25 protein-coding genes and 2 pseudogenes are annotated in these 22574 nt (G+C 60.8%); 8 read left to right on the top strand and 19 right to left on the bottom strand.

What is annotated here, in order from left to right:
- Positions 1 to 8 precede the first annotated feature (8 nt).
- Positions 9 to 1574 (top strand): aldehyde dehydrogenase (NADP(+)), encoded by a 1566-nt coding sequence (locus ACX3YF_RS21945; RefSeq protein WP_458974239.1) that lies wholly within the window; start codon positions 9 to 11, stop codon positions 1572 to 1574.
- Between the two features lie 21 nt (positions 1575 to 1595).
- On the opposite strand, the gene ACX3YF_RS21940 is transcribed toward ACX3YF_RS21945, so the two are convergent.
- The 4 genes from ACX3YF_RS21940 to ACX3YF_RS21925 form a co-directional block, all read right to left on the bottom strand.
- Positions 1596 to 2660 carry a GGDEF domain-containing protein gene (locus ACX3YF_RS21940; RefSeq protein ID WP_204149438.1) on the bottom strand — a complete coding sequence of 355 codons (1065 nt, stop codon included), beginning with the start codon at positions 2658 to 2660 and terminating at the stop codon, positions 1596 to 1598.
- A gap of 82 nt (positions 2661 to 2742) precedes the next feature.
- Entirely contained in the window at positions 2743 to 3648 is a 906-nt protein-coding gene (locus tag ACX3YF_RS21935) for a hypothetical protein (RefSeq protein WP_458974238.1), read from the bottom strand.
- A gap of 222 nt (positions 3649 to 3870) precedes the next feature.
- A complete protein-coding gene (locus tag ACX3YF_RS21930) occupies positions 3871 to 4068 on the bottom strand; it encodes a YbdD/YjiX family protein (RefSeq protein ID WP_103404773.1) in 198 nt (65 codons plus the stop codon).
- A gap of 14 nt (positions 4069 to 4082) precedes the next feature.
- Positions 4083 to 6140, bottom strand: a complete 2058-nt coding sequence (locus ACX3YF_RS21925; RefSeq protein WP_130205316.1) for a carbon starvation CstA family protein — start codon at positions 6138 to 6140, stop codon at positions 4083 to 4085.
- 378 nt (positions 6141 to 6518) lie between these two features.
- On the opposite strand from ACX3YF_RS21925, the gene ACX3YF_RS21920 reads away from it, so the two are divergent.
- Together ACX3YF_RS21920 and ACX3YF_RS21915 are read left to right on the top strand one after the other, a co-directional pair.
- A complete protein-coding gene (locus tag ACX3YF_RS21920; RefSeq protein WP_130205318.1) occupies positions 6519 to 7880 on the top strand; it encodes a cache domain-containing protein in 1362 nt (453 codons plus the stop codon).
- Positions 7881 to 7914: 34 nt separating this feature from the next.
- Positions 7915 to 8547 carry a response regulator gene (locus tag ACX3YF_RS21915; RefSeq protein ID WP_130205320.1) on the top strand — a complete coding sequence of 211 codons (633 nt, stop codon included), beginning with the start codon at positions 7915 to 7917 and terminating at the stop codon, positions 8545 to 8547.
- 216 nt (positions 8548 to 8763) lie between these two features.
- Here ACX3YF_RS21915 and ACX3YF_RS21910 read toward each other — a convergent pair.
- Positions 8764 to 8991 (bottom strand): annotated as a pseudogene (locus ACX3YF_RS21910) (NAD(P)/FAD-dependent oxidoreductase); the annotation flags it as partial.
- On the opposite strand from ACX3YF_RS21910, the pseudogene ACX3YF_RS21905 reads away from it, so the two are divergent.
- Positions 8992 to 9210 (top strand): annotated as a pseudogene (locus ACX3YF_RS21905) (RrF2 family transcriptional regulator); the annotation flags it as partial. It abuts the pseudogene before it with no gap.
- Positions 9211 to 9213: 3 nt separating this feature from the next.
- Here the strand turns inward: ACX3YF_RS21905 and ACX3YF_RS21900 are convergent.
- Complete coding sequence (locus ACX3YF_RS21900) at positions 9214 to 9555, bottom strand: hypothetical protein (RefSeq protein ID WP_130205322.1); 342 nt, start codon at positions 9553 to 9555, stop codon at positions 9214 to 9216.
- An 89-nt stretch (positions 9556 to 9644) separates the two neighbouring features.
- Positions 9645 to 9863, bottom strand: a complete 219-nt coding sequence (locus ACX3YF_RS21895; RefSeq protein ID WP_288101412.1) for a hypothetical protein — start codon at positions 9861 to 9863, stop codon at positions 9645 to 9647.
- Positions 9864 to 10026: 163 nt separating this feature from the next.
- On the opposite strand from ACX3YF_RS21895, the gene ACX3YF_RS21890 reads away from it, so the two are divergent.
- Together ACX3YF_RS21890 and osmE are read left to right on the top strand one after the other, a co-directional pair.
- Positions 10027 to 10269 (top strand): hypothetical protein, encoded by a 243-nt coding sequence (locus tag ACX3YF_RS21890; protein WP_448646805.1) that lies wholly within the window; start codon positions 10027 to 10029, stop codon positions 10267 to 10269.
- Between the two features lie 13 nt (positions 10270 to 10282).
- Positions 10283 to 10633, top strand: coding sequence for an osmotically-inducible lipoprotein OsmE (gene osmE / locus ACX3YF_RS21885; RefSeq protein ID WP_458974237.1), 351 nt, complete (start codon positions 10283 to 10285; stop codon positions 10631 to 10633).
- Positions 10634 to 10704: 71 nt separating this feature from the next.
- On the opposite strand, the gene ACX3YF_RS21880 is transcribed toward osmE, so the two are convergent.
- Positions 10705 to 10896, bottom strand: coding sequence for a DUF2188 domain-containing protein (locus ACX3YF_RS21880; protein WP_130205330.1), 192 nt, complete (start codon positions 10894 to 10896; stop codon positions 10705 to 10707).
- Between the two features lie 222 nt (positions 10897 to 11118).
- Between ACX3YF_RS21880 and ACX3YF_RS21875 the strand changes: the two genes are divergently transcribed.
- Positions 11119 to 11481, top strand: coding sequence for an NUDIX hydrolase (locus ACX3YF_RS21875; protein ID WP_130205332.1), 363 nt, complete (start codon positions 11119 to 11121; stop codon positions 11479 to 11481).
- Between the two features lie 11 nt (positions 11482 to 11492).
- Here the strand turns inward: ACX3YF_RS21875 and ACX3YF_RS21870 are convergent, their stop codons facing one another.
- From ACX3YF_RS21870 to ACX3YF_RS21835, 8 genes are all read right to left on the bottom strand, one after another.
- Positions 11493 to 12266, bottom strand: a complete 774-nt coding sequence (locus ACX3YF_RS21870) for a 1,6-dihydroxycyclohexa-2,4-diene-1-carboxylate dehydrogenase (RefSeq protein WP_130205334.1) — start codon at positions 12264 to 12266, stop codon at positions 11493 to 11495.
- A 183-nt stretch (positions 12267 to 12449) separates the two neighbouring features.
- On the bottom strand, positions 12450 to 13463 hold the full coding sequence (benC, locus tag ACX3YF_RS21865; RefSeq protein WP_196585857.1) for a benzoate 1,2-dioxygenase electron transfer component BenC: 1014 nt from the start codon (positions 13461 to 13463) through the stop codon (positions 12450 to 12452).
- Between the two features lie 10 nt (positions 13464 to 13473).
- Entirely contained in the window at positions 13474 to 13962 is a 489-nt protein-coding gene (benB, locus tag ACX3YF_RS21860) for a benzoate 1,2-dioxygenase small subunit (protein ID WP_047529940.1), read from the bottom strand.
- Positions 13959 to 15323 (bottom strand): benzoate 1,2-dioxygenase large subunit, encoded by a 1365-nt coding sequence (benA, locus tag ACX3YF_RS21855; protein WP_458974236.1) that lies wholly within the window; start codon positions 15321 to 15323, stop codon positions 13959 to 13961. The genes benB and benA overlap by 4 nt, the downstream gene beginning before the upstream one ends.
- A gap of 273 nt (positions 15324 to 15596) precedes the next feature.
- On the bottom strand, positions 15597 to 16556 hold the full coding sequence (locus ACX3YF_RS21850; RefSeq protein ID WP_277933872.1) for an AraC family transcriptional regulator: 960 nt from the start codon (positions 16554 to 16556) through the stop codon (positions 15597 to 15599).
- Between the two features lie 183 nt (positions 16557 to 16739).
- Positions 16740 to 17669: a catechol 1,2-dioxygenase gene (catA, locus tag ACX3YF_RS21845; RefSeq protein WP_130205344.1), complete on the bottom strand. Its 930-nt coding sequence runs from the start codon at positions 17667 to 17669 to the stop codon at positions 16740 to 16742.
- A gap of 55 nt (positions 17670 to 17724) precedes the next feature.
- On the bottom strand, positions 17725 to 18015 hold the full coding sequence (gene catC / locus ACX3YF_RS21840) for a muconolactone Delta-isomerase (protein ID WP_007978984.1): 291 nt from the start codon (positions 18013 to 18015) through the stop codon (positions 17725 to 17727).
- 10 nt (positions 18016 to 18025) lie between these two features.
- On the bottom strand, positions 18026 to 19174 hold the full coding sequence (locus ACX3YF_RS21835) for a muconate cycloisomerase family protein (protein ID WP_189340315.1): 1149 nt from the start codon (positions 19172 to 19174) through the stop codon (positions 18026 to 18028).
- Positions 19175 to 19301: 127 nt separating this feature from the next.
- Between ACX3YF_RS21835 and ACX3YF_RS21830 the strand changes: the two genes are divergently transcribed.
- Positions 19302 to 20189 (top strand): LysR family transcriptional regulator, encoded by an 888-nt coding sequence (locus ACX3YF_RS21830; protein ID WP_130205346.1) that lies wholly within the window; start codon positions 19302 to 19304, stop codon positions 20187 to 20189.
- A 23-nt stretch (positions 20190 to 20212) separates the two neighbouring features.
- On the opposite strand, the gene ACX3YF_RS21825 is transcribed toward ACX3YF_RS21830, so the two are convergent.
- The 3 genes from ACX3YF_RS21825 to ACX3YF_RS21815 all read right to left on the bottom strand — a co-directional run bounded on the left by ACX3YF_RS21825 (position 20213) and on the right by ACX3YF_RS21815 (position 22560).
- The gene (locus ACX3YF_RS21825; RefSeq protein WP_130205348.1) at positions 20213 to 20452 is read right to left on the bottom strand and encodes a DUF1652 domain-containing protein; all 240 of its coding nucleotides are present in this window, start codon (positions 20450 to 20452) and stop codon (positions 20213 to 20215) included.
- A gap of 113 nt (positions 20453 to 20565) precedes the next feature.
- Positions 20566 to 21465 carry a polysaccharide deacetylase family protein gene (locus ACX3YF_RS21820; RefSeq protein WP_458974235.1) on the bottom strand — a complete coding sequence of 300 codons (900 nt, stop codon included), beginning with the start codon at positions 21463 to 21465 and terminating at the stop codon, positions 20566 to 20568.
- A 147-nt stretch (positions 21466 to 21612) separates the two neighbouring features.
- On the bottom strand, positions 21613 to 22560 hold the full coding sequence (locus tag ACX3YF_RS21815; RefSeq protein ID WP_458974234.1) for an ABC transporter substrate-binding protein: 948 nt from the start codon (positions 22558 to 22560) through the stop codon (positions 21613 to 21615).
- Between the last annotated feature and the right edge of the window lie 14 nt (positions 22561 to 22574).

Raw genomic sequence — 22574 nt, 5'->3', positions numbered from 1 at the left:
TGCACAAGATGAAACTGACCGGAAACCTGCTGATCGGCGCCCATGAAATCCCTGCCACCGAAGGGACCATGAAGGCGCTGAACCCCGCGACCAACCAGCTCATCGAGCCGAATTTCGCCCTCGGCGGCGTCGAGCAGGTCGACAGGGCCGCAACCCTCGCCGACGAGGCGTTTGACGCCTACAGCCATACTTCGCTTGCCGAGCGTTCGGCCTTCCTCGAACGCATCGCCGACAATCTCGACGCGGCCAGCAAAGAGCTGGCGGCACGGGCAGCGCTGGAGACCGGTTTGCCCGAGGCGCAACTGCAGGGTGAAGTCGCAAGAGCCGCCACCCAGTTCCGCCAGTTCGCCGAAGTCGTGCGCAAAGGCCGCTTCCTGCAAGTGGCCATCGACCCGGCGCAACCTGATCGCCAACCCCGTCCGCGCATGGACCATCGGCTGCAGAAAATCGCCATCGGCCCGGTGGCGATTTTTGGCGCGAGCAACTTCCCCATCAGCTACTCGGTGGCCGGTGGCGACACCGCTTCGGCATTGGCCTCTGGCGCAACAGTCATCGTCAAGGCCCACAACGCCCACCCGGGCGCCTCGGAAATTCAGGCCAGGGCCATCCGCCAGGCGGTGCAGGACTGCGGACTGCCTGAGGGTGTGTTCTCCATGGTGCGCGGCAGTGGCAACGCGATTGGCGAAGCCCTGGTCGACCATCCGTTGATCAAGGCGGTGACCTTCACCGGCTCGGAACAAGGTGGCATGGCGCTGTACCGTCGTGCGCAACAGCGCCCGGAACCGATTCCGGTGTTTACCGAGATGACCAGCGTCAACCCCACATTCATACTGCCCCACGCGCTGGCCGGGCGTGGTTCGCAGATCGGAGATGGTTTCGCCGAACGCATGCTGGTCAATGTCGGTCAGGCCTGCCTCAAACCGGCGATCCTGATCGCCATCGAAGGCAGCGGATTTGACGCGTTGCGCGCCGCGATGGCCCAGCGCGTGGCCCAGGCAGCTGCGCGTCCGATGCTGACGCCGGGCATTCATGGGTCTTACATCCACGGCCTCGACGACCTGCAACGCGCCGGCGCCCGGCTGGTGGTCGAGGGGGCACCCGCCCATGGGGATCTGGATGGCCACTCTGCGTTGCTGGAAGTCGATGGCGCGCATTTTCTCAGCGAGACGGCGCTGGCGCACGAAGTGTTCGGGCCGGCGGCGTTGTTGGTGAAGGTCAGGGACGCGGCGCAAATGCTCGCCGTCGCCCGCTCGCTTCGCGGTCAGCTCAGCGCGGCCATGCACCTTGAGCAAACGGACATCGAACTGGCCCGGCGCTTGCTGCCGATACTGGAGCGTCGCACCGGTCGCATTGTCGTCAATGCGTTTGCCCACCCACAGGAGGTGTCCTTCGCCACCATCCACGGGGGGCCGTTTCCGGCATCGTCGGACAGCCGCTTCACCTCGGTGGGCATGACGTCGATTGAGCGGTTCCTGCGTCCGGTGTCGTATCAGGGCTTTCCCGATGCACTGCTACCGGAGGCACTGCGAGACATCAACGCCCATGCAGTGCCACGCAGCGTGGACGGTCAGTAGGCGTCAAAGAAGGCCCGGCATTCAGGCGGTTGCCGGGTCTTTTTCCATGGCATGCACCTGGTTCCGGCCATTGCGCTTGGCCTGGTACAACGCGTCATCAGCACGGGTCAGCAAGCTTTCCAGGTTGTCGCCGGGTTCAGTGAAGGCGACACCAAAGGACGCGGTGACCGTGTCCAGCACGGTGTCGGTACCCCGCGCCTTGATCCGCAGCGACTGGACTTTCAACCGAAGTTGTTCGGCGAAGGCGTTGGCCACGGCGAGATCGGCGCATTGTTCGAGCACCACACAAAATTCCTCGCCGCCGTAGCGCGCCGCGAAAGCGTTGGCTGGCAGTGCGTCGCGCAGTACCTGCCCCACATGCTGAAGCACCCGATCGCCCAGCGGATGACCGTACTGATCGTTGAACTGCTTGAAATGATCGATATCCAGCATGACCAGCGCCACGTTTTGCGACGCTTTGACCAGCGCCTGCTCCAGCTGGCGGGTGAACGCAGACCGATTGAGCAGCTCGGTCAGGCCATCCAGCGTGGCGGCCCGTTGCGCACGCTCGAGCTTGTCCCGCAGGGTTTTGATTTCGCTTTGCGCTGATTGCAACTGGGCAAGGAAGTGTTCCTGCTGGCTCTGCATCAGCCGGGTGCTCTGCTGCAGCTCGCTCAAGATGTCCGGCAGACGAGCGCTGACCGGCTCATCGAGCATCTCCATGCACTGGCCGAGACGGCTCTGAAAAGTCAGATTGCCCTTTACGCTGCGCGAGACATCCCGCTCCATGCCATCCACCAGACTGATGACCTGATGCTGGTCCGCGCGGACATCGTCCAGTTCGTCACGGATGATGTGCTCGCGAAACAGTTTGGTGGCGGATTCTGGCGGAAAGTAGTCGAAGTCTCTGAGCACCCGGTCCAGGTGACGATTGAGCTCCGGGTCCTGGCCCTTGCTGTAGGTGTACCAGAGCGCGTAATGCACAGGATTGGGCGCAATGTTGTGGCGGACCATCAGAGGCACGGCTCGCTTGAGCAAAGCCGCCGCCTCGCGGGTGTCCTCCGGATACAGCGCTAAAACATTCGCACGCGATTCTGATTGGCTCATGGCATCACTGTGGTTATTTGTCTTGGGCATTCGCAGCGTGCGGTGGAGCATACCGTTACGCCCGACAAACGGCTATCCATAACTAGCGGTTTTGCGGCCGTCGATAGGGTTCCATGAACCCGCAACCAAGGATTTCGTTCAGGCGCCGGGTATCGCTCATTCGGCGAAACAACCCGGGCGTCCGCCACGGCGCGTGACCGTCAATGTTCGGCGCGCCCAACCCGGCCAGCACGTCGTCGATCAGAACGGAGCGGGTTTCGAACGAAATACGCGTCAATCCGGTGCTGTTGCCGACGCCGGCATGGGCATGCGCCCCGGAAAAAGCAATCAGGCTCCCCGGGGCGATATCCACGGCCACCCCCTGCTGCGGGTCGATGGCTTCCAGCAGATGCGGGATGGCCTCGTCGGCATCCACCGCATTACGACCGTCGCGATGGGAGCGCTCAAGGATCGCGCGCATATCGAAATCCGCACTGCAATTGCGCAGCGCTTGCTGCCACAGGTGCGGATACAAGGCAAAGGTCCGCCCCGTCGTGATCGGATAGATCGGCGCCCACCAGTTGGTTTGCGCATAGAGATTCGAGCCCCAGGTATCGCGGTGGAAGGCGATGGTGGCGGTGGTGCGGGCGCGCGGCATCGATTGCCGGGGTTCTCGGTGAGGTTGAAAACGCAGGTGCAGGCGGTCACAGGCCAGGGCATCGGCGGCCAGGCCCAGGCTTTCCACCACGGCCCGCCAATGCTCGCGAACCTCTTTAGAGCGGGCAAAGGCGTTCTGGCATTGGGCAAAACGCAGCGTTTGTTCATCATGGCTCAGATAACGGTGAATCTCTGGCGGCGCCCAGGGATGCAGCGCGTCTTCCAGCCATTCACGGGTCAATGCCACCAGTGCCGTCATGGCGGGCAACTCGGCTATACGAATGATGTCGCCGGCATAGATCCGATCGTGAAACTGCCGAGCGCTGCCCGGTATTTGCAGTGAGCTGTACATGACCTGATCTCCCGTAACGTAGCGCTCTTGACTGTAGAGGCCAGCCGATTGCGCCGGGAAGCATCAGGCGTGGCGGAAAAAGGCGGATCAGCTCAAGGTCAACCGGCGCGCCAATGCCTGCCGGGCGAAACGAAAAAAGCCCTGCACGCGTGAACCTGCAGGGCTTTCTGGTCGGGCTGACCTTCTCATTCATCCGGCCTGACCGGCCGGTTATTCATTTGCTCAACAACACTTCGGTCCAGCCTTGCTGCCGTAACGGGCTTCCTGGCGTTCGCGGAAGAACGCCTCGTAGTCCATCACCGGTTGGTCCGGGTGCTTGCGTTGCATGTGCTCGACGTAGTTGTCGTAGTCGGGCATGCCGACCATCAGGCGCGCGGCCTGCCCGAGGTATTTACCGAGGCGACTCAGGTCATTGAACATGGTGCAATCCTCGCTTACGCCTCCGGCAGTGCCTGGAATGGCGCTTCTTTATCCGTACGCTCCTTGGTGCCCCAGGCCGCGACACCGACCTTGAGCGCAAAGAACAGGATGCTGAACACCACGAACAGGAACAGCGCGGTCAGTGTTGCGTTGGTGTAGGCGTTGAAGATCACGTGCTGCATCTGCGTGATGTCCTTGGCCGGAGCCAGCACCTGGCCGTTGGCCAGCGCATCGCTGTACTTCTTGGCCAGGGCCAGGAAGCCGATCGCCGGGTTGGCGTCGAACAGTTTGATGAAGCCGGCGGTGGTGGTGCAGATCAGCAACCACACGGCAGGCAACAAGGTCACCCAGACATAACGCTGGCGTTTCATCTTGATCAGCACGACGGTGCCGAGCATCAGCGCGATACCGGCCAGCATCTGGTTGGAGATGCCGAACAGCGGCCACAGGGTATTGATGCCACCCAGCGGATCGATCACGCCTTGATACAGCAGGTAACCCCACATCGCCACGCAACCGGCGGTCGCGATCAGGTTGGCAGTCCAGGATTCCGTGCGGCGCAGCGCCGGCACGAAGGAACCGAGCAAGTCCTGGAGCATGAAGCGACCGGCACGGGTACCGGCGTCGACCGCCGTCAGGATGAACAGCGCTTCGAACAGGATCGCGAAGTGGTACCAGAACGCCATGGTGTTTTCACCCGGCAGCACGTGGTGCAGGATCTGCGCGATACCGACCGCCAGGGTCGGCGCACCACCGGCACGGGCCAGGATCGTCGTTTCACCGATGTCCCTGGCGACCGCTTGCAGGGCGTCCGGTGTAATGGTGAAGCCCCAGCTGCTGACGGTTTGCGCGACGCTCACGGCATCGGCGCCCACCACGGCGGCCGGACTGTTCATGGCGAAATACACGCCCGGATCGATCACCGAAGCCGCGACCATGGCCATGATGGCGACGAAGGATTCCATCAACATGCCACCGTAACCGATGTAACGGGCATGGCCTTCGCTGGCGAGCAGTTTCGGTGTGGTGCCGGAAGCGATCAACGCGTGGAAACCGGACACCGCGCCACAGGCGATGGTGATGAACAGGAACGGGAACAGACCGCCCTTCCACACCGGGCCGGTGCCGTCGATGAATTGGGTCAGTGCCGGCATTTTCAGCTCGGGCATGGTCACCAGGATGCCGATGGCCAGGGCCACGATGGTGCCGATTTTCAGGAAGGTCGACAGGTAATCGCGCGGTGCCAGGATCAGCCACACCGGCAGCACCGCAGCGACGAAGCCGTAGCCGATCAGCATCCAGGTAATCTGGATGCCAGTGAAGGTAAAGGCTTTGGCCCACACCGGATCGGCGGCAATCTGCCCGCCCAGCCAGATCGAACCCAGCAACAGCACCACGCCGATCACCGAGATTTCACCGATGCGGCCCGGGCGGATGTAGCGCATGTAGATGCCCATGAACATCGCGATCGGGATGGTCGCCATCACCGTGAACATGCCCCACGGGCTGTCCGCCAGGGCCTTGACCACGATCAGCGCCAGCACCGCGAGGATGATGATCATGATCAGGAAGCAGCCAAACAGCGCGATGGTGCCGGGAATGCGGCCCATTTCTTCACGGACCATGTCGCCCAGGGAGCGGCCGTTGCGGCGGGTGGACATGAACAGGACCATGAAGTCCTGCACCGCACCGGCCAGTACCACACCGGCGATCAGCCACAGCGTGCCGGGCAGGTAGCCCATTTGCGCCGCCAGCACCGGACCGACCAGCGGACCCGCACCGGCGATGGCCGCGAAGTGGTGACCGAAGAGCACGTGCTTGTTGGTCGGTACGTAGTCCAGACCATCGTTGTTGAGCACAGCGGGAGTGGCTCGATTGGGGTCGAGCTGCATCACTTTATTGGCGATGAACAGGCTGTAATAGCGATAAGCAACCAGATAGATAGCGACTGCTGCAACCACGATCCACAGGGCGTTGATCGCTTCGCCGCGGCGCAAGGCCACGACACTCAGCGCAATCGCTCCCAGGACGGCCACGGCAAACCAGGCAAGGTGTTTAGCCAGACGGGGCATAGAAGGTCTCCTGCCGACAGCCAGTGGACTGCGGCGGTAATTTTTATAATTGTGTCCGCAATGCGGAGCTGGCCAAATATCCCCGTAAGTCGTCCACAAATAAATCCGCGTTACTACGTACGCGCCATCTACGTAGTTCTACGTAGATAGCCCCGATGAGCCCCGTGGGAGCGAGCCTGCTCGCGATTACGGTGTGTCAGCCGGCAAACGTCTTGACTGAGGCACCGCAATCGCGAGCAGGCTCGCTCCCACAGGATGTCGGTCACCCACAGGTTCTGCTTCCCGTCGGTCATTCCGTCCAGCCGCGCTACAGACCCACCCATTCTTTGACATATGATGCCCAGCCTCCGCCCTCCCCCGGCCTGGCCAGGAGTCAAGATGCAGCTCAAACACAAAATCGTCGCGCTCGGGATTCTGCCGCTGGTACTGGCCATCGCCGTCATCTGTGCGCTGGTGATTTCCCTCAATCGCCAATTGGGCGATCAACAGGCACAGCTGATCGAAGACAGCATTCTGGCGAGCAAGCGTGCCGAACTGAAAAACTACGTGGAAATGGCGCAGAGCCTGATCGCGCCGCTGTATGACGACGGCCACGGTGACGCGCGCGCCCAGCAACAAGTGCTCGAAGAACTGCGCAAGCTGAGCTTCGGCATCAACGGTTACTTCTTCGTTTATGACCACGAGGGCCGCAGCCTGATGCATGCGCGGCAATCGGACCTGGTGGGCCAATACCTGTGGGACATGAAAGACCCTCACGGTTTGCCGGTGATTCAGGCGCTGCTCAAAAGCGCGCAATCGGGCGAAGGCTTTCAACGCTACGCCTGGAACAAACCCTCCTCCGGCCAGGTGACCGACAAGCTCGCCTATGTAGTGATGCTCGACCGTTGGGGCTGGATGCTCGGCACCGGCATCTACCTTGAAGACGTGGAACGCGCTACCCAGCAGGCCCGTGCCGAAGTCGCCCAAGGCATTCGCAAGACGATGATGGCGATTGCCGTGGTCGCACTGGTGGCGGTGCTGTTCGTCTTCGCCACCGGCATGACCCTGAATGTCAGCGAGCATCGTCTGGCCGACAAAAAACTGCAGCGCCTGACCCAGCGCATTGTCAGCCTGCAGGAAGAAGAACGATCACGGGTTTCCCGCGAACTGCACGATGGCATCAGTCAGGTGCTGGTCTCGATCAAGTTTCAGTTCGAACTGGCCAGCCATGTTCTGGAGAACGGACAGGACAAAGGCCTGGGCATTCTAAGAGACGCCACCGAACGCCTGGGCCAAGCGATTGGCGAAGTGCGCAGCCTCTCCCACGACCTGCGCTCGTCCTTGCTCGACACCCTGGGCCTGCCGGCCGCCATCGGCCAACTGGCCGCCGAATTCGAGCAACGCAGCGGGCTGACGGTGACGTACAACGACAACGAGTTCGACTGCCAGTTGGTCGACGGCGCCGCCGTTTCGCTGTTTCGTATCGTCCAGGAAGGCCTGACCAACATCGAACGCCACGCTCAGGCCAAAAACGTCTCCATTACCTTGCACGGTTCGGAAGAAAACGTGCGCCTGACGGTGGTCGATGACGGTGTCGGTTTCAACGTCGCGCAGGTCGAGCGTCGTCACGCCGGCATTGGCTTGCGTAATATCCGCGAACGTGTCGAACATTTTGGCGGGCGTTTCGAGTTGATCTCGATGCCGGGAAGAAGCTCGCTGGATGTTCTGCTACCCATGAAACCCTCGGGCAGCCAACGCTGACCGCGCCCAAGAACACCAAGAGTGAATGCCTACGATGACCCTGCCCTCCCCGATCCGCGTCGCCCTGGTTGACGATCACTCCCTGGTCCGTGACGGGATCAAGGCACTGCTGGGCGTGATGGCTCCCCTGGAAGTGGTGGGTGAAGCCGAGACCGGCGCCGAGGCCATCGAGATGGTCGGGCGCTGTCAGCCGGACCTGTTGCTGGTCGATATCAGCCTGCGGGACATGAACGGCCTTGAACTGACCCGCGTCCTGCGCAGCCAGTACCCGGCGCTCAAGGTGCTGGTGCTGAGCATGTACGATAACTATGAGTACGTGAGTGAGTCGGTGCGTTCCGGTGCCAGCGGCTATGTGCTGAAAAACGCACCGTCACGGGAGATCATCGCCGCCATCGAGGCCATCACCAGCGGTGGCACCTTCTACAGCGCCGAAATCGCCCAGCGGCTCATCGCCGATAAAAACACTGACAATGAGCTGACCCCCCGTGAAAGCCAGGTGCTGTACAAAATGGCCCAGGGCCTGAACAACAAGGAAATGGCACGAGAGCTGGACATCAGCGTGCGCACGGTGGAAACCCATCGCCTGAGCATCCGCCGCAAGCTCAACATCGACAAACCCGCGGCACTGGTCAAATACGCGATCGATCACGGGATCATTTCGCGCTGAATTTCAGGCAAAAAAAATCCCAGGCAGCTGATGGACGCCTGGGATTTAAAAATGCATAAACCGTGGTGGTGAACGCGGCGCGGATATTACGGAATATTTCTCCGTGTAACAAGATATTTTACTTAACCATTCAGTTACTAAAATTTCTAAGCCATTAAATATCCTGATAATTTTTATGGATAAGGGAGAAACCACCTTAACTATTCAAAACCGCACTCATGCAATCGGGATCAGTGGATCTGCTGCCGCCCATGCACCGGCGCGATCAGCGGCGGGCGGATAGATCCACACCGTGTTGATCCGGGTTTTAAGCGATTCGCCTTCCTGCCTGACCAGTTTGACCTGACGATCCCAACCCTCTGTGTAAACCGCCCCCCAGGCGCCGAGGTCCAGGCAAGTCACGTATTTCGGCTGGCTGTACGGCGTCGGTTGCACACCGAGGATTCAGTGCATGGCGCAATGATGACGGCGCAAAAACGCATGGAAGACGCCCTCGCCCAGCAGACCATTCTGGACATCGCCCGAAAGGTCGGTCGCAAGGCTCCGGCTGAGTTCAACGCGCAGGTGGACACCTGGATGAATGATCGTCGGGAAAGGAAAGGCACCGCCAGTGCCCAGACAGGTGACGATCAGCTCATCCAGGTCACTGAACTGTCCGATTGAACCCTACAGACAGTCGCGCACGCCCTTGCGCAGCGCGCCTGATTTGGCCCAGGGTGGCCCCTGATAAAGCGATACGCGGCTGCCATCCTTGTACTTCACGATGTCCAGCACTTCATCGGCAGTGACGATACTCGGCGCGGTAATCCTGTAGCCGTTGGAAATCGAGATCTGAGTGGTGTGGGATACCTCCTTCTGCCACTCGGGCAACACGCACGCCGCCAGTTCTTTTGGTGTTTTTTCACTGTACTTGCTGACGTTCGGTTCACCTGGGACCAGGGACGTCGGCAATGAACACCCCGCCAATAACGCCAATCCAACTCCGCCCATCAACATCCGGCTCTGCATAAAGCGCCCTTAATTCCTGAAAACGTGAAATGTAGCGTGTCGTCGCCCTGACATCCATTTCTCACGACGGCATTGGTGAGTCCGGCCACTCAGTGGCCGACCGTATTATCGCCGGGGCCGGGGTAGGAGCGTGTGTTGAGATAAGACATCCACCGCTCATAGGCCTCGTGCTGCCATTGCGTCACCCGCTCCCATTCCGGCCCACTGAGCCGGTGCTCGGAAATGAGTTTCATCATTTCGCTGGTGGCCGCATCCAGCTCCACGATCAGCTCATGAGCATGCGCCCGGAAGTCATCGGTCGTTGTCATTTGCATTGCCCCCGCCCAGGAAATCGATACTCCAATACGACAGCGGATTTACGGGTTCGCGCAATCTTCCCGACCAAAGGAAGCCGCACGGGATCAGACGAACACAACGCCTGGTTGGGAAATGGGTCTAAAATTTCGTAGCGCAGACATTCAGGAGGTCATCATGTGGCTTAACGAGTCGGAACAAGAACTTCGCCGTGATTTGCAGAGTGTTGCGTCGGATTTGAGGTGGTCCGCCGTGGAACTGTTACGCATCGCCGAGCAGTTGCGCCAGGCCGGCAATGACGTAGACGCACAGGCCGCCCTGCGGCTGTGCGAAGTTTTTCAGAGCAATGAAGGACGATTGGCGGGTTACGCCGAAGAAGTCAAAGCCCGGGCCATCAGTCGAACCACCAAACCTAACTGAACGGAGCGCCGCCATGAACAGGCTTCTGTGCTCGCGGGTCATGGTGCTGACGGCATTGAGTGGCTGTAATACCGAGTCTGGGGCGTTCCGGGGGCAGCCGTTGGTGGCCAAGGTCGAAACCGGCATGAGCAAGGAGCAGGTCCAGCAGATCGGCGGCCCACCGCTATCGATAACGGACCGCACCGTCGAGCCCGGCACCTGCTTCGATTACACGTTGACCCAATCCGGCAAAAAACAGCCGTACAACGTCAGTTTCGACAGCCGGGGGAAGGTGGACCACACCAGTTTCATGACTTGCGCCGAATGGAGCCACGCACAACAAAAAGCCAGGGAGCCTTCGCACTCCGGTGGCGGAGGCTACTGACCACTGCGCCAACGTCAAAAAGCCCCGGCATGCCGGACGGCATGCCGGGGCTTTACATGCAATCAACGGGTTTACTGGCTGCGCGCCTGCTTGCTCGACCGTGCCTTGTAGCCAGGAAGCGACGCTGCGAACGCCAGTGCTTCTTCGCGGCTGCCAAATGAGGCAAGACGATCACCTTTGGTGCATACCCGCCACGGGCCGTTGTTCACGCTAATTACGTCATAGCCGTTCATATGCATCTTGTTCAACATCGAAAGACTCATAGTCACCTCCGTTTTGGCAGTGATGTCCACGTTGACGTGCCTACCTTACACCCACCCTTTGTCCGAATGCCGACCAGACGTCGTATCACCACGGCCGATTCGATGGCACTTTCAGGCATGACTCACATCGAACAACACAGCCACAGCCACAGGCAAAACGGCATGCGGCGTGAATATTGCATTTTTGTTACAGTTTCATGACAGCAGGCGATCAGGTCACACATGAAAGTACGCGCAACCGTCATTTGCGAGCAGGACCGGCACATTCTCCTCGTGCGTAAGCTGAGGTGTCGCTGGGCGCTGCCCGGTGGAAAAGTCGAGCCCGGCGAAACCAGGGCTGACGCCGCCATACGCGAACTGCAGGAAGAAACCGGCCTTTACGCCGACGAGATGCTGTACCTGATGGAATTGGAAACAGGCGACACCCGACACCACGTCTACGAAGCATCCGTGGTGAATCTGCATGAGGTCCGGGCGCAAAATGAAATTGTCGACTTCATCTGGTTCCCGCTGGATACCGTAAAAAACCTGAGCACCAGCGACGCCACGCTGCGCATCATCAAAGCGTTTCAGCGTCGCCTGTAACGGCCTGTGCGTCAGCCCTGATCGCCACCGCCCACGGGCATGACCATGCCGGTGATATAGGACGCTTCGTCGCTGGCCAGAAACAGAATCGCCCCGGCCTGCTCATCCAGCGTGCCATAGCGCTTCATCAAACTGCTGTCGAGGGTTTGATCGACGATCTGCTGGTACCAGATTTTCTCTTGTGCACTCTGCTCGGCACTGTTGCGCGGAATGACTCGTGGTGGCGCTTCGGTGCCGCCCGGCGCGGTGGCATTGACTCGCACGCCGCGCCCGGCGGTTTCGAACGCCAGGCACGCCGTCAGCGCATTCACCCCGCCTTTCGCCGCGCCATACGGCACGCGGTTGACGCTACGGGTGGCAATGGACGACACGTTGACGATCGCCCCGCTGCCCTGCTCCAGCATGAACGGCAACGCCGCATGGCAGCACCACAGTGTCGGAAACAGCGAGCGGCGGACTTCGGCCTCGATCTGCGCGGCCTCGTAGTGCTCGAACGGCTTGGCCCAGATCGTGCCGCCAACGTTGTTGATCAATACGTCGAGCCGACCAAAGCGCTCGACGGCGGTGTGCATCACCCGGTTGCATTCATCGTATTGCTCAAGGTCGGCCGTCAGGGCCAGGACCTGACAGGTCGGCGCCAACGCCTTCTGCACCTCGAACACCAGGTCGGAGCGATCGACCAGGATCAACTTGGCGCCTTCGGCGGCCATACGTTCGGCAACCCGGCGCCCGATGCCCTGGGCTGCGCCGGTGATCAGCGCGACTTTTTCGTGAAATCTGTTCATGTGTACCCCATGACTATGGATGCAGGTCAATGAAGAAGTACCGGACGAAACACAGACCTGTGGGAGCGAGCCTGCTCACGATAGCCGGCTCACAGGCGACATCGATGTCCAATGTTCTGCCGTCATCGCGAGCAGGCTCGCTCCCACATTGGTTCTGTGTCGTGCACGGGATTTGTGCGCAACTTACGCCGCGCTGGCGGCGAATTTTTCGTAGTAGAAGTTCGCCGGCTTGATGCCCTGCTCGCCGATGTACTTGCTGACCGCTTCCACCATCGGCGGCGGGCCGCACAGGTAGACATCGACGTCGCCATCGTTCAAATGCTTCGGCTCGATATGCTGGGTCACATAGCCCTTGAGCGGGTGCCGGCTGTCGGGGCTGGCCACGCAGGCGCTGTAGCTGAAGTTCGGGATGCGCGCGGCGAAGGCTTCCAGGCGATCGAGTTCCACCAGGTCGAAATCGTGGGTCACGCCGTAGATCAAGTGCAGCGGATACTCACTGCCCTGCTCGGCGATTTTCTCCAGCATTGCAGTGAACGGCGCCAACCCGGTGCCGCCGGCCAGTAACAACAACGGCCGACGGATGTCGCGCAGGTAAAAACTGCCCAGGGGACCGGCCAGGCTCATGCTGTCGCCGGCCTTGGCCATGCCGGTGAGGAAGCTGCTCATCAGGCCGCCAGGCACGTTGCGAATCAGGAAACTGACTTCGCCATCACGCTGCAACGAGCTGAATGAATAGGCGCGGGTCTGACCGCTGCCGGGAATGCCGAGGTTCACATATTGCCCCGGCAGGAACGCCAGTTTGTTCAACGCCTCGCCCTTGATCGACAGCGCGATGGTGCTGTCGGACAACTGGCGCACGGCGCTGATGGTGGCGTCGTAGCTGGCTTGCCGGGTGCGGCAGACGTCCGACGATACCGGCACCCGCACCACGCAATCGCTCTGGGCGCGCATCTGGCAGGTGAGGACAAAGCCCTGCTCGGCTTCATCGGCGCTGAGGGCGTCTTCGATGTACTCCTCGCCCAGGTCGTAGCGACCGGCCTCGGCAAAGCACTTGCAGGTACCGCAGGCACCGTCGCGGCAGTCCAGCGGAATGTTGATGCCCTGACGGTATGCGGCATCGGCCACGGTTTCGCCGGCATTGGCGTCGATGAACCGAGTGACGCCGTCTTCAAAGTTGAACGCAATGGAATGGGTCATGACGGCCGCCTCACAGGTGATAGACATCGATGACCTGACGAACGTAGTCGTTCTTCAGGATCACTTTCTTGGCCTTGATCAGCGGGTTTTCACCGCGCACATCAAGGGTGTAGAAACTGCTGCCGAAATAGCTGTCGACGGTCTTGTAGCGAAAGCTCAGGGTGTGCCAGTTGAAGCGCACCTTGCACAGTCCGTCGGCCTGTTCGAGCAACTCGATGTTGCTGATGTTGTGCGAGGTGCGGGTGTCCGGAATGCTCGCGCTGGAACGCTCGGTCTTGATGCGGAAGACGCGGTCTTCCAGGCCGGTGCGGTTGCCGTACCAGATCAGCGAGATTTCCCGCTGCGGGTCTTCGGTCAACTCGTCGTTGTCGTCCCACGACGGCATCCAGAATGTGGCGTCCGGCGCATACATCTCCAGCCACTCATCCCATTGCCGGTCGTCGAGGTAACGCGCTTCGCGGTAGAGAAAATCGCGCACGCTGTCATAGGTGATGGTCATTGCACGGTCTCCACGGCAATCAACTCGGACTGTTCGGCCGCCAGGGCCTTGAGCATGGTCTCCTGCCAATACTTGTGTTGCAGCACGAACAGGCCTTCGTCTTCGGTGCGCACACCGCTGAGCAGCGGATGCAGGTCGATTTCCCTGGCCGCCTCGTCGGCGCCCTCGATCCAGTGCTCGGCGCCGCGGGACATGTCGTTCCACGTCGTGACGCTGCCCTGATAGCTGGTCTGGCAGGAACGGAACTCCTCCAGGTCATCCGGTGTGGCCATGCCACTGACGTTGAAGAAATCCTCGTACTGACGAATCCGCTTCGAACGAGCGTCGTCGCTCTCACCTTTAGGGGCGATGCAGTAAATGGTGATCTCGGTGCGGTTGACCGAGATCGGCCGGGCAATACGGATCTGCGAACTGAACTGGTCCATCAGGTACACATTCGGGTACAGGCACAGGTTGCGCGAGTTCTCGATCATCCAGTCGGCGCGAGCCTTGCCGAAGTCTTGGGCGAGCTCGTCGCGACGCTCGTACAGCGGGCGGTCTTCGGGGTTGGCCCAGCGGGTCCAGAGCAGCATGTGACCCTTGTCGAAGGAATAGAAACCACCGCCCTGCTTGGCCCAGCTGCCGGCGCTCATGGTCGGGTTAGTGTCGCCCGCCTCGCGCTGCTTGCGCTGGTTCTGGGTGGCGGCGTAGTTCCAGTGCACGGAGCTGACGTGGTAACCGTCGGCACCGTTTTCGGCGGTGAGTTTCCAGTTGCCTTCATAGATGTAGCTGGAGGAACCGCGCAGCACTTCCAGGCCATCGGCGGACTGGTCGACGATCATGTCGATGATCTTCGCCGACTCGCCCAGGTGCTCCACCAACGGCACCACATCGGCCTTGAGGCTGCCGAACAGGAAACCGCGATAGGACTCGAAACGCGCGACTTTGGTCAGGTCGTGGGAGCCTTCGCAGTTGAAGCTCGCCGGGTAGCCGGCGTTGGCCGGGTCCTTGACCTTGAGCAGCTTGCCGGAGTTGTTGAACGTCCAGCCGTGGAACGGGCAGGTATAGGAGCTCTTGTTGCCGGACTTGTGCCGGCACAGGGTCGCGCCGCGATGACTGCAGGCGTTGATGAAGGCGTTGAGCACACCATCCTTGTTGCGCGCGATGAAGATCGACTGGCGCCCCATGGTGGTGGTGTAGAAATCGTTGATATTGGGAATCTGGCTTTCGTGGGCCAGGTACAGCCAGTTGCCTTCGAAGATGTGCTGCATCTCCAGATCGAACAGGCGCGGGTCGGTGAACATCTCGCGCTTGCAGCGATACAGGCCTTGGGCAGGGTCGTCTTCAAGCAGGGAGTGAATATATTCAGGTCGCAGGGTCATGGCCGCCGCCTCCGTTGTTATTGTTCAGGCAGGGTCATGCTAGGGCGGGGGGATATGACGGACTATCCGCGGGGTGCAGACCTGTATCCGTTTTGTGCAGGGGACTGGCGTTGTGTCGTGCGCCATCGATGGTGAATGTACGGGCCTCTTCGCGGGCAAGCCCGCTCCCACAGGTTTAGTGGCTGAACACAAGTTTTGCGTCCAACCGAAATCACTGTGGGAGCGAGCTTGCTCGCGATGGGGCCAGACCAGACAACATCAAGCCTGAAGGTTTCAGTGGCGGCGCTTGAGGGTGTCGGACGGCAACTCGCCGAACTGCTTGCGGTAGCTGTCGGAGAATCGCCCCAGGTGCAGGAAACCGTAATCCATCGCCACTTCGGTGACGTTGCGCACGTTGCAGGTCGGGTCACTCAGACAGGCATTGATGCGTTCCAGGCGTTTCTGGCGGATGTAGTTTTTCGGTGTGAGCCCGGCATTGCGTTCAAACAGGCCATACAACGAACGCAGGCTCATGCTGGCCTGCCGCGCCAGTTCTTCGCTGTCGATGTCCTGCTTGAGGTTGCGCGCGATGTAATCGGCGATCACTTCGAAGGTGGCCGTCGGCGAACCGAGGCACTCGCGACTGATATTGGTCTTCATCAGGCTGAGCATCTTGCTGACGATGATCTGTGCGTAGTGCTCCTGCACCCTGGGAATCTGCTCGGTGGCCTCGGCCTCCTGGCAAATCATCGCCAGCAAGCTGACGAAACCTTCCAGCTCATTGAGCTGGTAACGGCTCTCCAGAAACCGCACGCCCTGCCCCGGATAACGCCAGCGCTGCTCATCGCAGACCGACTCGAACAACCGGGTGGGGACTTTCAGAATGAATTTTTCGCAATCGGCCGAGTACGTCAGATCGACCGGATCGTCGGGGTTGATCAGCAGCAATTCGCCGGGGGCGAAGTAATGTTCCTGGCCGTGCCCGCGCCACAGGCAGTTGCCGCGGAGCAACACTTGCAGGTGGTAGATATCCTCCAGCGCACCCGAGGTCACCCGCACGCTGCCACCGTAGCTGATGCGACACAGATCGAGGCTGGCGAATTTGCGATGGTCGAGACTGGCCAGCGGCCGGCCTGTCCGGGGCATGAGAATACAATGGTTACCGACATGCTGATTGACATAGCCAGACACCGCATGGGGGTCGGCGTGGTCGAACACTCTGCTGCGCTGACTCAACAGTTGCGCTTGCATCATCGGGTCACTCTGATTGTTATTATGGGTTGCATCATTTCATTCTAGAACCGAAACACCTGTAGGAGCGAGCCCGCTCGCGATGGTCGTTAACGATAACGCGTGTTTACTGACTAAACGCGGTGTTCTCGAGTCCATCGCGAGCAGTCGAGCGTCGACCGGCTGCTCCTACAAGGGGTTTTGTGATCAGTCCTCCAGAGCGCGGACCCGCTCGTGGCGCTGCTGCTCTTCAGGCTGGGCCGACGATTGCAGCGTGAAGTCGAACTCGATTTCCGCAAACCGACCGCTGACACCGTGGGCCGCTGCACGCGCCTGATCATCACTGAAGGTGATTTTGGCGATCAACTCGTCGCGGGTGGCGTAGGCGAAATCGTCATGCAGGTATTGATCGCCATCGAGGTTGATTTGCGTGGTCAGGTGACGATGGTCCGGCGCGGAAATGAAGAAGTGGATGTGCGCCGGGCGCTGACCGTGACGGCCCAGTTGGTCGAGCAGTTGCTGGGTCGGACCGTCCGGTGGGCAGCCGTAGCCCGACGGCACGATGCTGCGGAAACGGTAGCGGCCTTCGGCATCAGTGACGATACGGCGACGCAGGTTGAATTCCGATTGCGTGGTATCGAAGTACGAGTAGGTGCCGCCGGTGTTGGCGTGCCACACGTCCACCACGGCGCCGGCCAGCGGTTCGCCATCGGTGTTGAACACGCGACCTTGCATGAACAGCGTCACACCGGGATCGACGCCATCATCGAGGCGCGCTTCGCCTTGCGACAGCGGTGCGCCAGCCACGTACAACGGGCCTTCGATGGTGCGCGGCGTGCCGCCGGATTTGCCGGCCTGTTCGTCTTCGGCATCCATCAGCAGGTCGAGGTAATGCTCCAGGCCAAGCCCGGCCACCACCAGCCCCGCCTCTTGGCGCGCGCCCAGTACGTTGAGGTAGTTGACGGCTTTCCAGAACTCTTCCGGGGTCACGGCCAAGTCTTCGATGATGTTCACCGAATCACGCAGGATGCGGTACATCAGGGCCTTGACGCGCGGGTTGCCAGCATCGTTGAACAGGCCGCTGGCCTCTTCGAGAAATTTCTGGACTTCGGCAGTATGGGAAATCTTGATGTTCATTTTGGTGGGTTCCTCATCTTGTAATTATTGGCGTTGCGAGCTGAACGGGCGAACTTCAGCGGTCATCGTCACGGATGGAAGAAGGATGGCGGCACATCGCATCGATCTCGATGGCCATGTACGGGAACAACGGCAATTGCATGAGCAGGTCGTGCAGTTCCTGAACGCTGTCGACATCGAACACGCTGTAGTTCGCGTAGTGCCCGGCGATTCGCCACAGGTGGCGCCACTTGCCTTGCTCTTGCAGGCGTTGGGCCAGGGCTTTCTCGTCAGCTTTCAGTCTGGCGGCTGCTTCCGGATTCATATCGACCGGCAGGTTCACGGTCATTTTTACGTGGAACAGCATAATGCTCTCCTCAGGCTTGATGAATGGCAGTGGATGTTTTGTCGCGGCGGAAAAACGCCAGGCGTTCTTCATCCAGGCTCAGGCCCAGCCCCGGGGTTTTCGGTACATGCAGCTCGAAATCGCGATAAACCAGCGGTTCGCTGAGGATGTCTTCGGTCAGCAGCAGCGGGCCGAACAGTTCGGTGTCCCACGCCAGTTTGTTCAAGGTAATAAAGGCATGGGCCGACGCCATCGTGCCGAGGCCACCTTCGAGCATGGTGCCACCGTACAGGCCAATACCCGCTGCTTCGGCGATGGAGGCGGTACGCAGCACCGCGCGCGGGCCACCGTTCTTGGCAATCTTCAGGGCGAACACCGAAGCCGCGCCTTCACGCGCCAGGTTGAACGCGTCTTCCACACACTCGATGGATTCGTCCGCCATGATCGGCGCCGGGCTCATGGCGTTCAGGCGTACCATCCCGGCGCGGTTGTTGCGCGAAATCGGCTGTTCGATCAGGTCAATGCCGTTGGTGCCGAGAATCCGGCAGGCACGCACCGCGACCGCTTCGTCCCAGGCCTGGTTGACATCGACCCGCACGCTGGCGCGGTCGCCCAAGGCTTTCTTGATCGCGATCACGTGAGCCAGGTCGCGGTTGACTTCACCGGCACCGATTTTCAGTTTGAAGATGCGATGGCGGCGCAGGTCGAGCATTTTTTCCGCTTCGGCGATGTCTTTCCCGGTGTCGCCACTGGCCAGGGTCCAGGCCACCGGCAGGGCGTCACGCACGCGACCGCCGAGCAGTTCGCTGACCGGCAGGCCGAGGCGCTTGCCCTGGACGTCGAGCAACGCGGTTTCGATCCCGGATTTGGCGAAGGTGTTGCCACGGATGCTGCGCTCCAGGCGCAACATCGCGGCATTGACGTTGCCGCTGTCCTGACCGATCAACAGTGGCGCGAAATGCGTGTCGATGTTGGTCTTGATGCTGTCCGGGCTTTCGTTGCCATAGGCCAGACCACCGATGGTGGTGGATTCGCCGATGCCTTCGATGCCATCGGCGCAACGTACCCGAATGATCACCAGGGTCTGGTTCTGCATCGTGTGCATCGCCAGCTTGTGCGGGCGGATGGTCGGCAAATCGACGATGATCGTCTCGATCGACTCAATGGCTGTTGCAAGCATTTCGATACCCGTCAGGTTCTTGAAGTTCTGGGATCGATTCTCGTACGGCTTTTTTCGTGAAGCCAATATAGAATTGGTCTGACTTGATACCTTAAAGGTATACAACCGATCGGCGACTGGAGGCTCCATGGAACTGCGTCACCTGCGTTACTTTCAGGTCTTGGCCCAAACCCTCAACTTCACCCGCGCCGCCGAATTGCTGCACATCGCCCAACCGCCCCTGAGCCGGCAGATCCAGCAGCTGGAAGACGAACTCGGCGTAATGCTGCTGGAACGCGGGCGACCGCTGAAGCTGACCGACGCCGGGCGGTTTTTCCAGGAGCACTCCACCGCGCTGCTGGAACAACTGAACAAGGTCTGCGACAACACCCGGCGGATCGGCCTGGGGGAAAAGACCTGGCTGGGCATCGGTTTTGCGCCGTCGACGCTCTATGGCGTGTTGCCGGAACTGATTCGCCGCTTGCGCAGCGGTGAACCCCTGGAGCTGGAGCTCGGGCTGTCCGAGATGACCACCCTGCAACAGGTGCAGGCACTGAAGGCCGGGCGTATCGACATCGGCTTCGGTCGAATACGCATCGACGATCCGGCGATCATCCAGACCGTCCTCACCGAAGATCGCCTGGTCGCCGCCCTGCCCGCCGGCCACCCTTTGCTCGCCGGTCCCATCAGCCTGCGCGACCTGGCAAAAGAACCCTTCGTGCTGTACCCCGGCAATCCACGGCCAAGCTACGCCGACCACGTGATTGCACTCTTCGAATCCTGTGGCGTGAGGATCCATGTGGCGCAATGGACCAACGAACTGCAAACGGCGATCGGACTGGTGGGGGCCGGAATCGGTGTCACGCTGGTGCCGGCTTCTGTGCAACTGGTGCACCGCGACGACATCGGTTTCACCCCGTTACTGGAAGACAACGCGACCTCGCCGATCATTCTCAGCCGACGGGTGGGCGATGTGTCGCCGGGGTTGAACCACTGTCTGCGAATGATTGATGAGCTGCTGCCGCAAGGCTCATGAGGACCTGCGGCCCTCGATCGGCGTTAACCGGCAAACGCCCGGCGCCCGGCCTTCATCTCGGTGCGCAACTCGCCAATGAAATCGGAAATGGCACGCACGCTGGTCAGGTGTTCGGTCGAGACACCGCTGATCAACAACTCCACTCGCCTGCTTGCGGGTTCGTAGATCTCGATACGCAGCAGGCCGCCGCTCTCTGTGCACTCGCAGGCCAACGGCACAAAACCGGACTCGACAATGTTGCAAAGGACTGAAATGGGAACCATGGCCGCTGCCTCGTACGGCGATTGATCGGATTGGATCCCACTCAGGATAGATGCACTTTGCCAATCCTGCGCCAGCAAAAAATGTTAGCTGCCTCTCAATTTCGAGCACTTCTTCAATGGGCGTTCGCGCCCCAGATCCAGTTCCAGAAACCGGGCAACTCAACCGGCTGCGAACTGTCGCGCACGGTACGCGCCATCGCCGCCCGCTGCAGTGCGGCGGTGTCGTCGTAGAACGGCTGTTCTGCGGTGCTCACCCCCGTTGCCTGGGCGCTGTCGAGCAGGATTTGCAGGTACTCGCGGGTGTGCCGCGCGGTGTAGCGATTGAGATCGTGAAACGTCACCACCACCGGAATCACCCCGTCCACCACCGGCAACTCGCCACGGGCGATGCGCTCGCGTACTTCGGACATCGAGCGCAGGAAGTGGGCGCGCCGGCGGGGGCTGGCGTTAAAGCCCCAGATCTTGCCGTCATTGGCACTCAAATCGGTGAGCAACACATGCATGCCGTGCTGCTGATAAGCGGCGAAGGTGCGTTTGTCGTAGTTCCAGAATGGCGGACGCACCAGCGTCGGGGGGGCGCCGGTGATCGCGGCGATGTCGGCGCTGCCATCGGTCAGCGCCTGTTCCAGCGTTTGCGGGTCGAGGGAACGATGGTTGGTGTGCGAAGGCGTGGCGGTGTGAAAGCCCAGAATGTGCCCGGCATCGCGCTCGAGGTGCATGACCGCGCGCCCGATGTCACTGCCGCCAGCCCGTGAAGCGCGGGTCTGCACAAAGAACACGGCCTTGATGTCCGGTTGCAACGGATTGCGCGCCAGGCTATCGAGCACGGTTTCCGTCGGGTTCCAGAAACTCGAGGCGCTGGGACCGTCATCGAAGGTCAGCAGAAAGCGGATGGGCGGTTGGGTGCGCAGACGTTGTTCCGTCTGTGGCGTCATTTCGATAGGGGCGGCGATGCAACCCAGCAGACTGGCTGCCATGGCGATCGCCGATAAAACCTTGACCAACTGTTTCATGTTTTGCCTTGGGCCAGACCGTTTCGGTCACCACGTCAACCGGCAAAGTCCTTCGCCCGTTCATCCTTCGCCGGCCCGCAGGTCGCTGCGGGCCGAGGTTGGATCAGGGTACACAGCGTTTGGTTCCGCCGCTGCCGGAAACAGCGGTTAGTGGCTAAAAGACTGCTGGAACGAGTCGTCGATGATCGGTGCGGTGGCCAACTCGTTCGGCAGCGCCTTGACCTTGAACAGGAAGTCCGCGGTGCTCTGCAAGTCCTTGGCGGCCTGGGCGTCCACCGGGCCGACGGACATGTGCGCCTGGCGCAACCAATGCCGGGAAACGTCCTGATCGAGGTTGGCTTTCTTCGCCCAGAGGTCAGCGTATTCGTCGGTGTGGTTGTCGACCCAGGCTCGGGCCTTCTTCAGGCGCCCCAGAAAGTCAGCGATGGCTTCACGCTTGCTGTCGATCGAAGGCGTCGACGCGGCGATGGCGCTCAGGCCCGGCATCAGGTTCTTGGCCGTGAGGATCGGCCGGGCACCGGAGAACAGGATTTGCTGGGAAATGTAGGGTTCCCAGACCGGGAAGGCATCGATGCTGCCCTGGGGCAATGCGGCGGCGGCATCGATCGGCATCAGTTTGATGAAGTCGACATAGTCTTGCGGCAAGTTGGCTGTTTCCAGGGCACGCAAGGTCAATTGCTGGCTCCAGGCACCGGGCCAGTAAGCGACTTTCTTGCCCTTGAGATCAGCGATGGTTTTCACCGGCGAATCCTTGGGCACCAGCACGGCGATGGTGTCCGGGTTCTGCCGCGAGACACCGATCAGCTTGACCGGCGCCTGCTTGGCGGCGAGGAACAGGAACCCCGAATCACCGAGAAAACCCAGGTCCAGCGCGCCGGTGCTCAACGCTTCCGCCAGCGGCGCGGCGGCCTGGAAGTGCTTCCAGTCAACGGTATACGGCGCGCCTTCCAGTACACCCGAGGCTTCCACCGAGGCGCGCACGTTGTAGTAGTTCTGATCGCCGACGTGCAGGACGACCGGCTCGGCGGCGTAGGCCAGTGGTGCGGCAAACAACGCGCTGGTCAACAGACCGCGCACGAATCGGGAGAGGTTCATCGGGGGCTCCTTGA

It is taken from the genome of Pseudomonas fluorescens group sp. PF-69 (assembly GCF_054481235.1).
Note: the sequence above shows the minus strand (reverse complement) of the source record. Positions and strands in the feature narration are given on the sequence as shown.

Bases quoted from the DNA above. Each gene is read 5' to 3' on its own strand.
- ACX3YF_RS21930 (WP_103404773.1), bottom strand. From the start codon at position 4,068: ATGTTCAATGACCTGAGTCGCCTCGGTAAATACCTCGGGCAGGCCGCG.
- ACX3YF_RS21825 (WP_130205348.1), bottom strand. From the start codon at position 20,452: ATGGTTCCCATTTCAGTCCTTTGCAACATTGTCGAGTCCGGTTTTGTG.
- ACX3YF_RS21835 (WP_189340315.1), bottom strand. From the start codon at position 19,174: ATGCTTGCAACAGCCATTGAGTCGATCGAGACGATCATCGTCGATTTG.
- ACX3YF_RS21945 (WP_458974239.1), top strand. From the start codon at position 9: ATGAAACTGACCGGAAACCTGCTGATCGGCGCCCATGAAATCCCTGCC.
- ACX3YF_RS21815 (WP_458974234.1), bottom strand. From the start codon at position 22,560: ATGAACCTCTCCCGATTCGTGCGCGGTCTGTTGACCAGCGCGTTGTTT.
- osmE (WP_458974237.1), top strand. From the start codon at position 10,283: ATGAACAGGCTTCTGTGCTCGCGGGTCATGGTGCTGACGGCATTGAGT.
- ACX3YF_RS21920 (WP_130205318.1), top strand. From the start codon at position 6,519: ATGCAGCTCAAACACAAAATCGTCGCGCTCGGGATTCTGCCGCTGGTA.
- benA (WP_458974236.1), bottom strand. From the start codon at position 15,323: ATGACCCTGCGACCTGAATATATTCACTCCCTGCTTGAAGACGACCCT.
- catA (WP_130205344.1), bottom strand. From the start codon at position 17,669: ATGAACATCAAGATTTCCCATACTGCCGAAGTCCAGAAATTTCTCGAA.
- ACX3YF_RS21935 (WP_458974238.1), bottom strand. From the start codon at position 3,648: ATGTACAGCTCACTGCAAATACCGGGCAGCGCTCGGCAGTTTCACGAT.
- ACX3YF_RS21820 (WP_458974235.1), bottom strand. From the start codon at position 21,465: ATGAAACAGTTGGTCAAGGTTTTATCGGCGATCGCCATGGCAGCCAGT.
- ACX3YF_RS21850 (WP_277933872.1), bottom strand. From the start codon at position 16,556: ATGATGCAAGCGCAACTGTTGAGTCAGCGCAGCAGAGTGTTCGACCAC.
- ACX3YF_RS21830 (WP_130205346.1), top strand. From the start codon at position 19,302: ATGGAACTGCGTCACCTGCGTTACTTTCAGGTCTTGGCCCAAACCCTC.
- catC (WP_007978984.1), bottom strand. From the start codon at position 18,015: ATGCTGTTCCACGTAAAAATGACCGTGAACCTGCCGGTCGATATGAAT.
- ACX3YF_RS21870 (WP_130205334.1), bottom strand. From the start codon at position 12,266: ATGAACAGATTTCACGAAAAAGTCGCGCTGATCACCGGCGCAGCCCAG.
- ACX3YF_RS21925 (WP_130205316.1), bottom strand. From the start codon at position 6,140: ATGCCCCGTCTGGCTAAACACCTTGCCTGGTTTGCCGTGGCCGTCCTG.
- benC (WP_196585857.1), bottom strand. From the start codon at position 13,463: ATGACCCATTCCATTGCGTTCAACTTTGAAGACGGCGTCACTCGGTTC.
- ACX3YF_RS21915 (WP_130205320.1), top strand. From the start codon at position 7,915: ATGACCCTGCCCTCCCCGATCCGCGTCGCCCTGGTTGACGATCACTCC.
- ACX3YF_RS21890 (WP_448646805.1), top strand. From the start codon at position 10,027: ATGTGGCTTAACGAGTCGGAACAAGAACTTCGCCGTGATTTGCAGAGT.
- benB (WP_047529940.1), bottom strand. From the start codon at position 13,962: ATGACCATCACCTATGACAGCGTGCGCGATTTTCTCTACCGCGAAGCG.
- ACX3YF_RS21900 (WP_130205322.1), bottom strand. From the start codon at position 9,555: ATGCAGAGCCGGATGTTGATGGGCGGAGTTGGATTGGCGTTATTGGCG.
- ACX3YF_RS21875 (WP_130205332.1), top strand. From the start codon at position 11,119: ATGAAAGTACGCGCAACCGTCATTTGCGAGCAGGACCGGCACATTCTC.
- ACX3YF_RS21895 (WP_288101412.1), bottom strand. From the start codon at position 9,863: ATGACAACGACCGATGACTTCCGGGCGCATGCTCATGAGCTGATCGTG.
- ACX3YF_RS21880 (WP_130205330.1), bottom strand. From the start codon at position 10,896: ATGAGTCTTTCGATGTTGAACAAGATGCATATGAACGGCTATGACGTA.
- ACX3YF_RS21940 (WP_204149438.1), bottom strand. From the start codon at position 2,660: ATGAGCCAATCAGAATCGCGTGCGAATGTTTTAGCGCTGTATCCGGAG.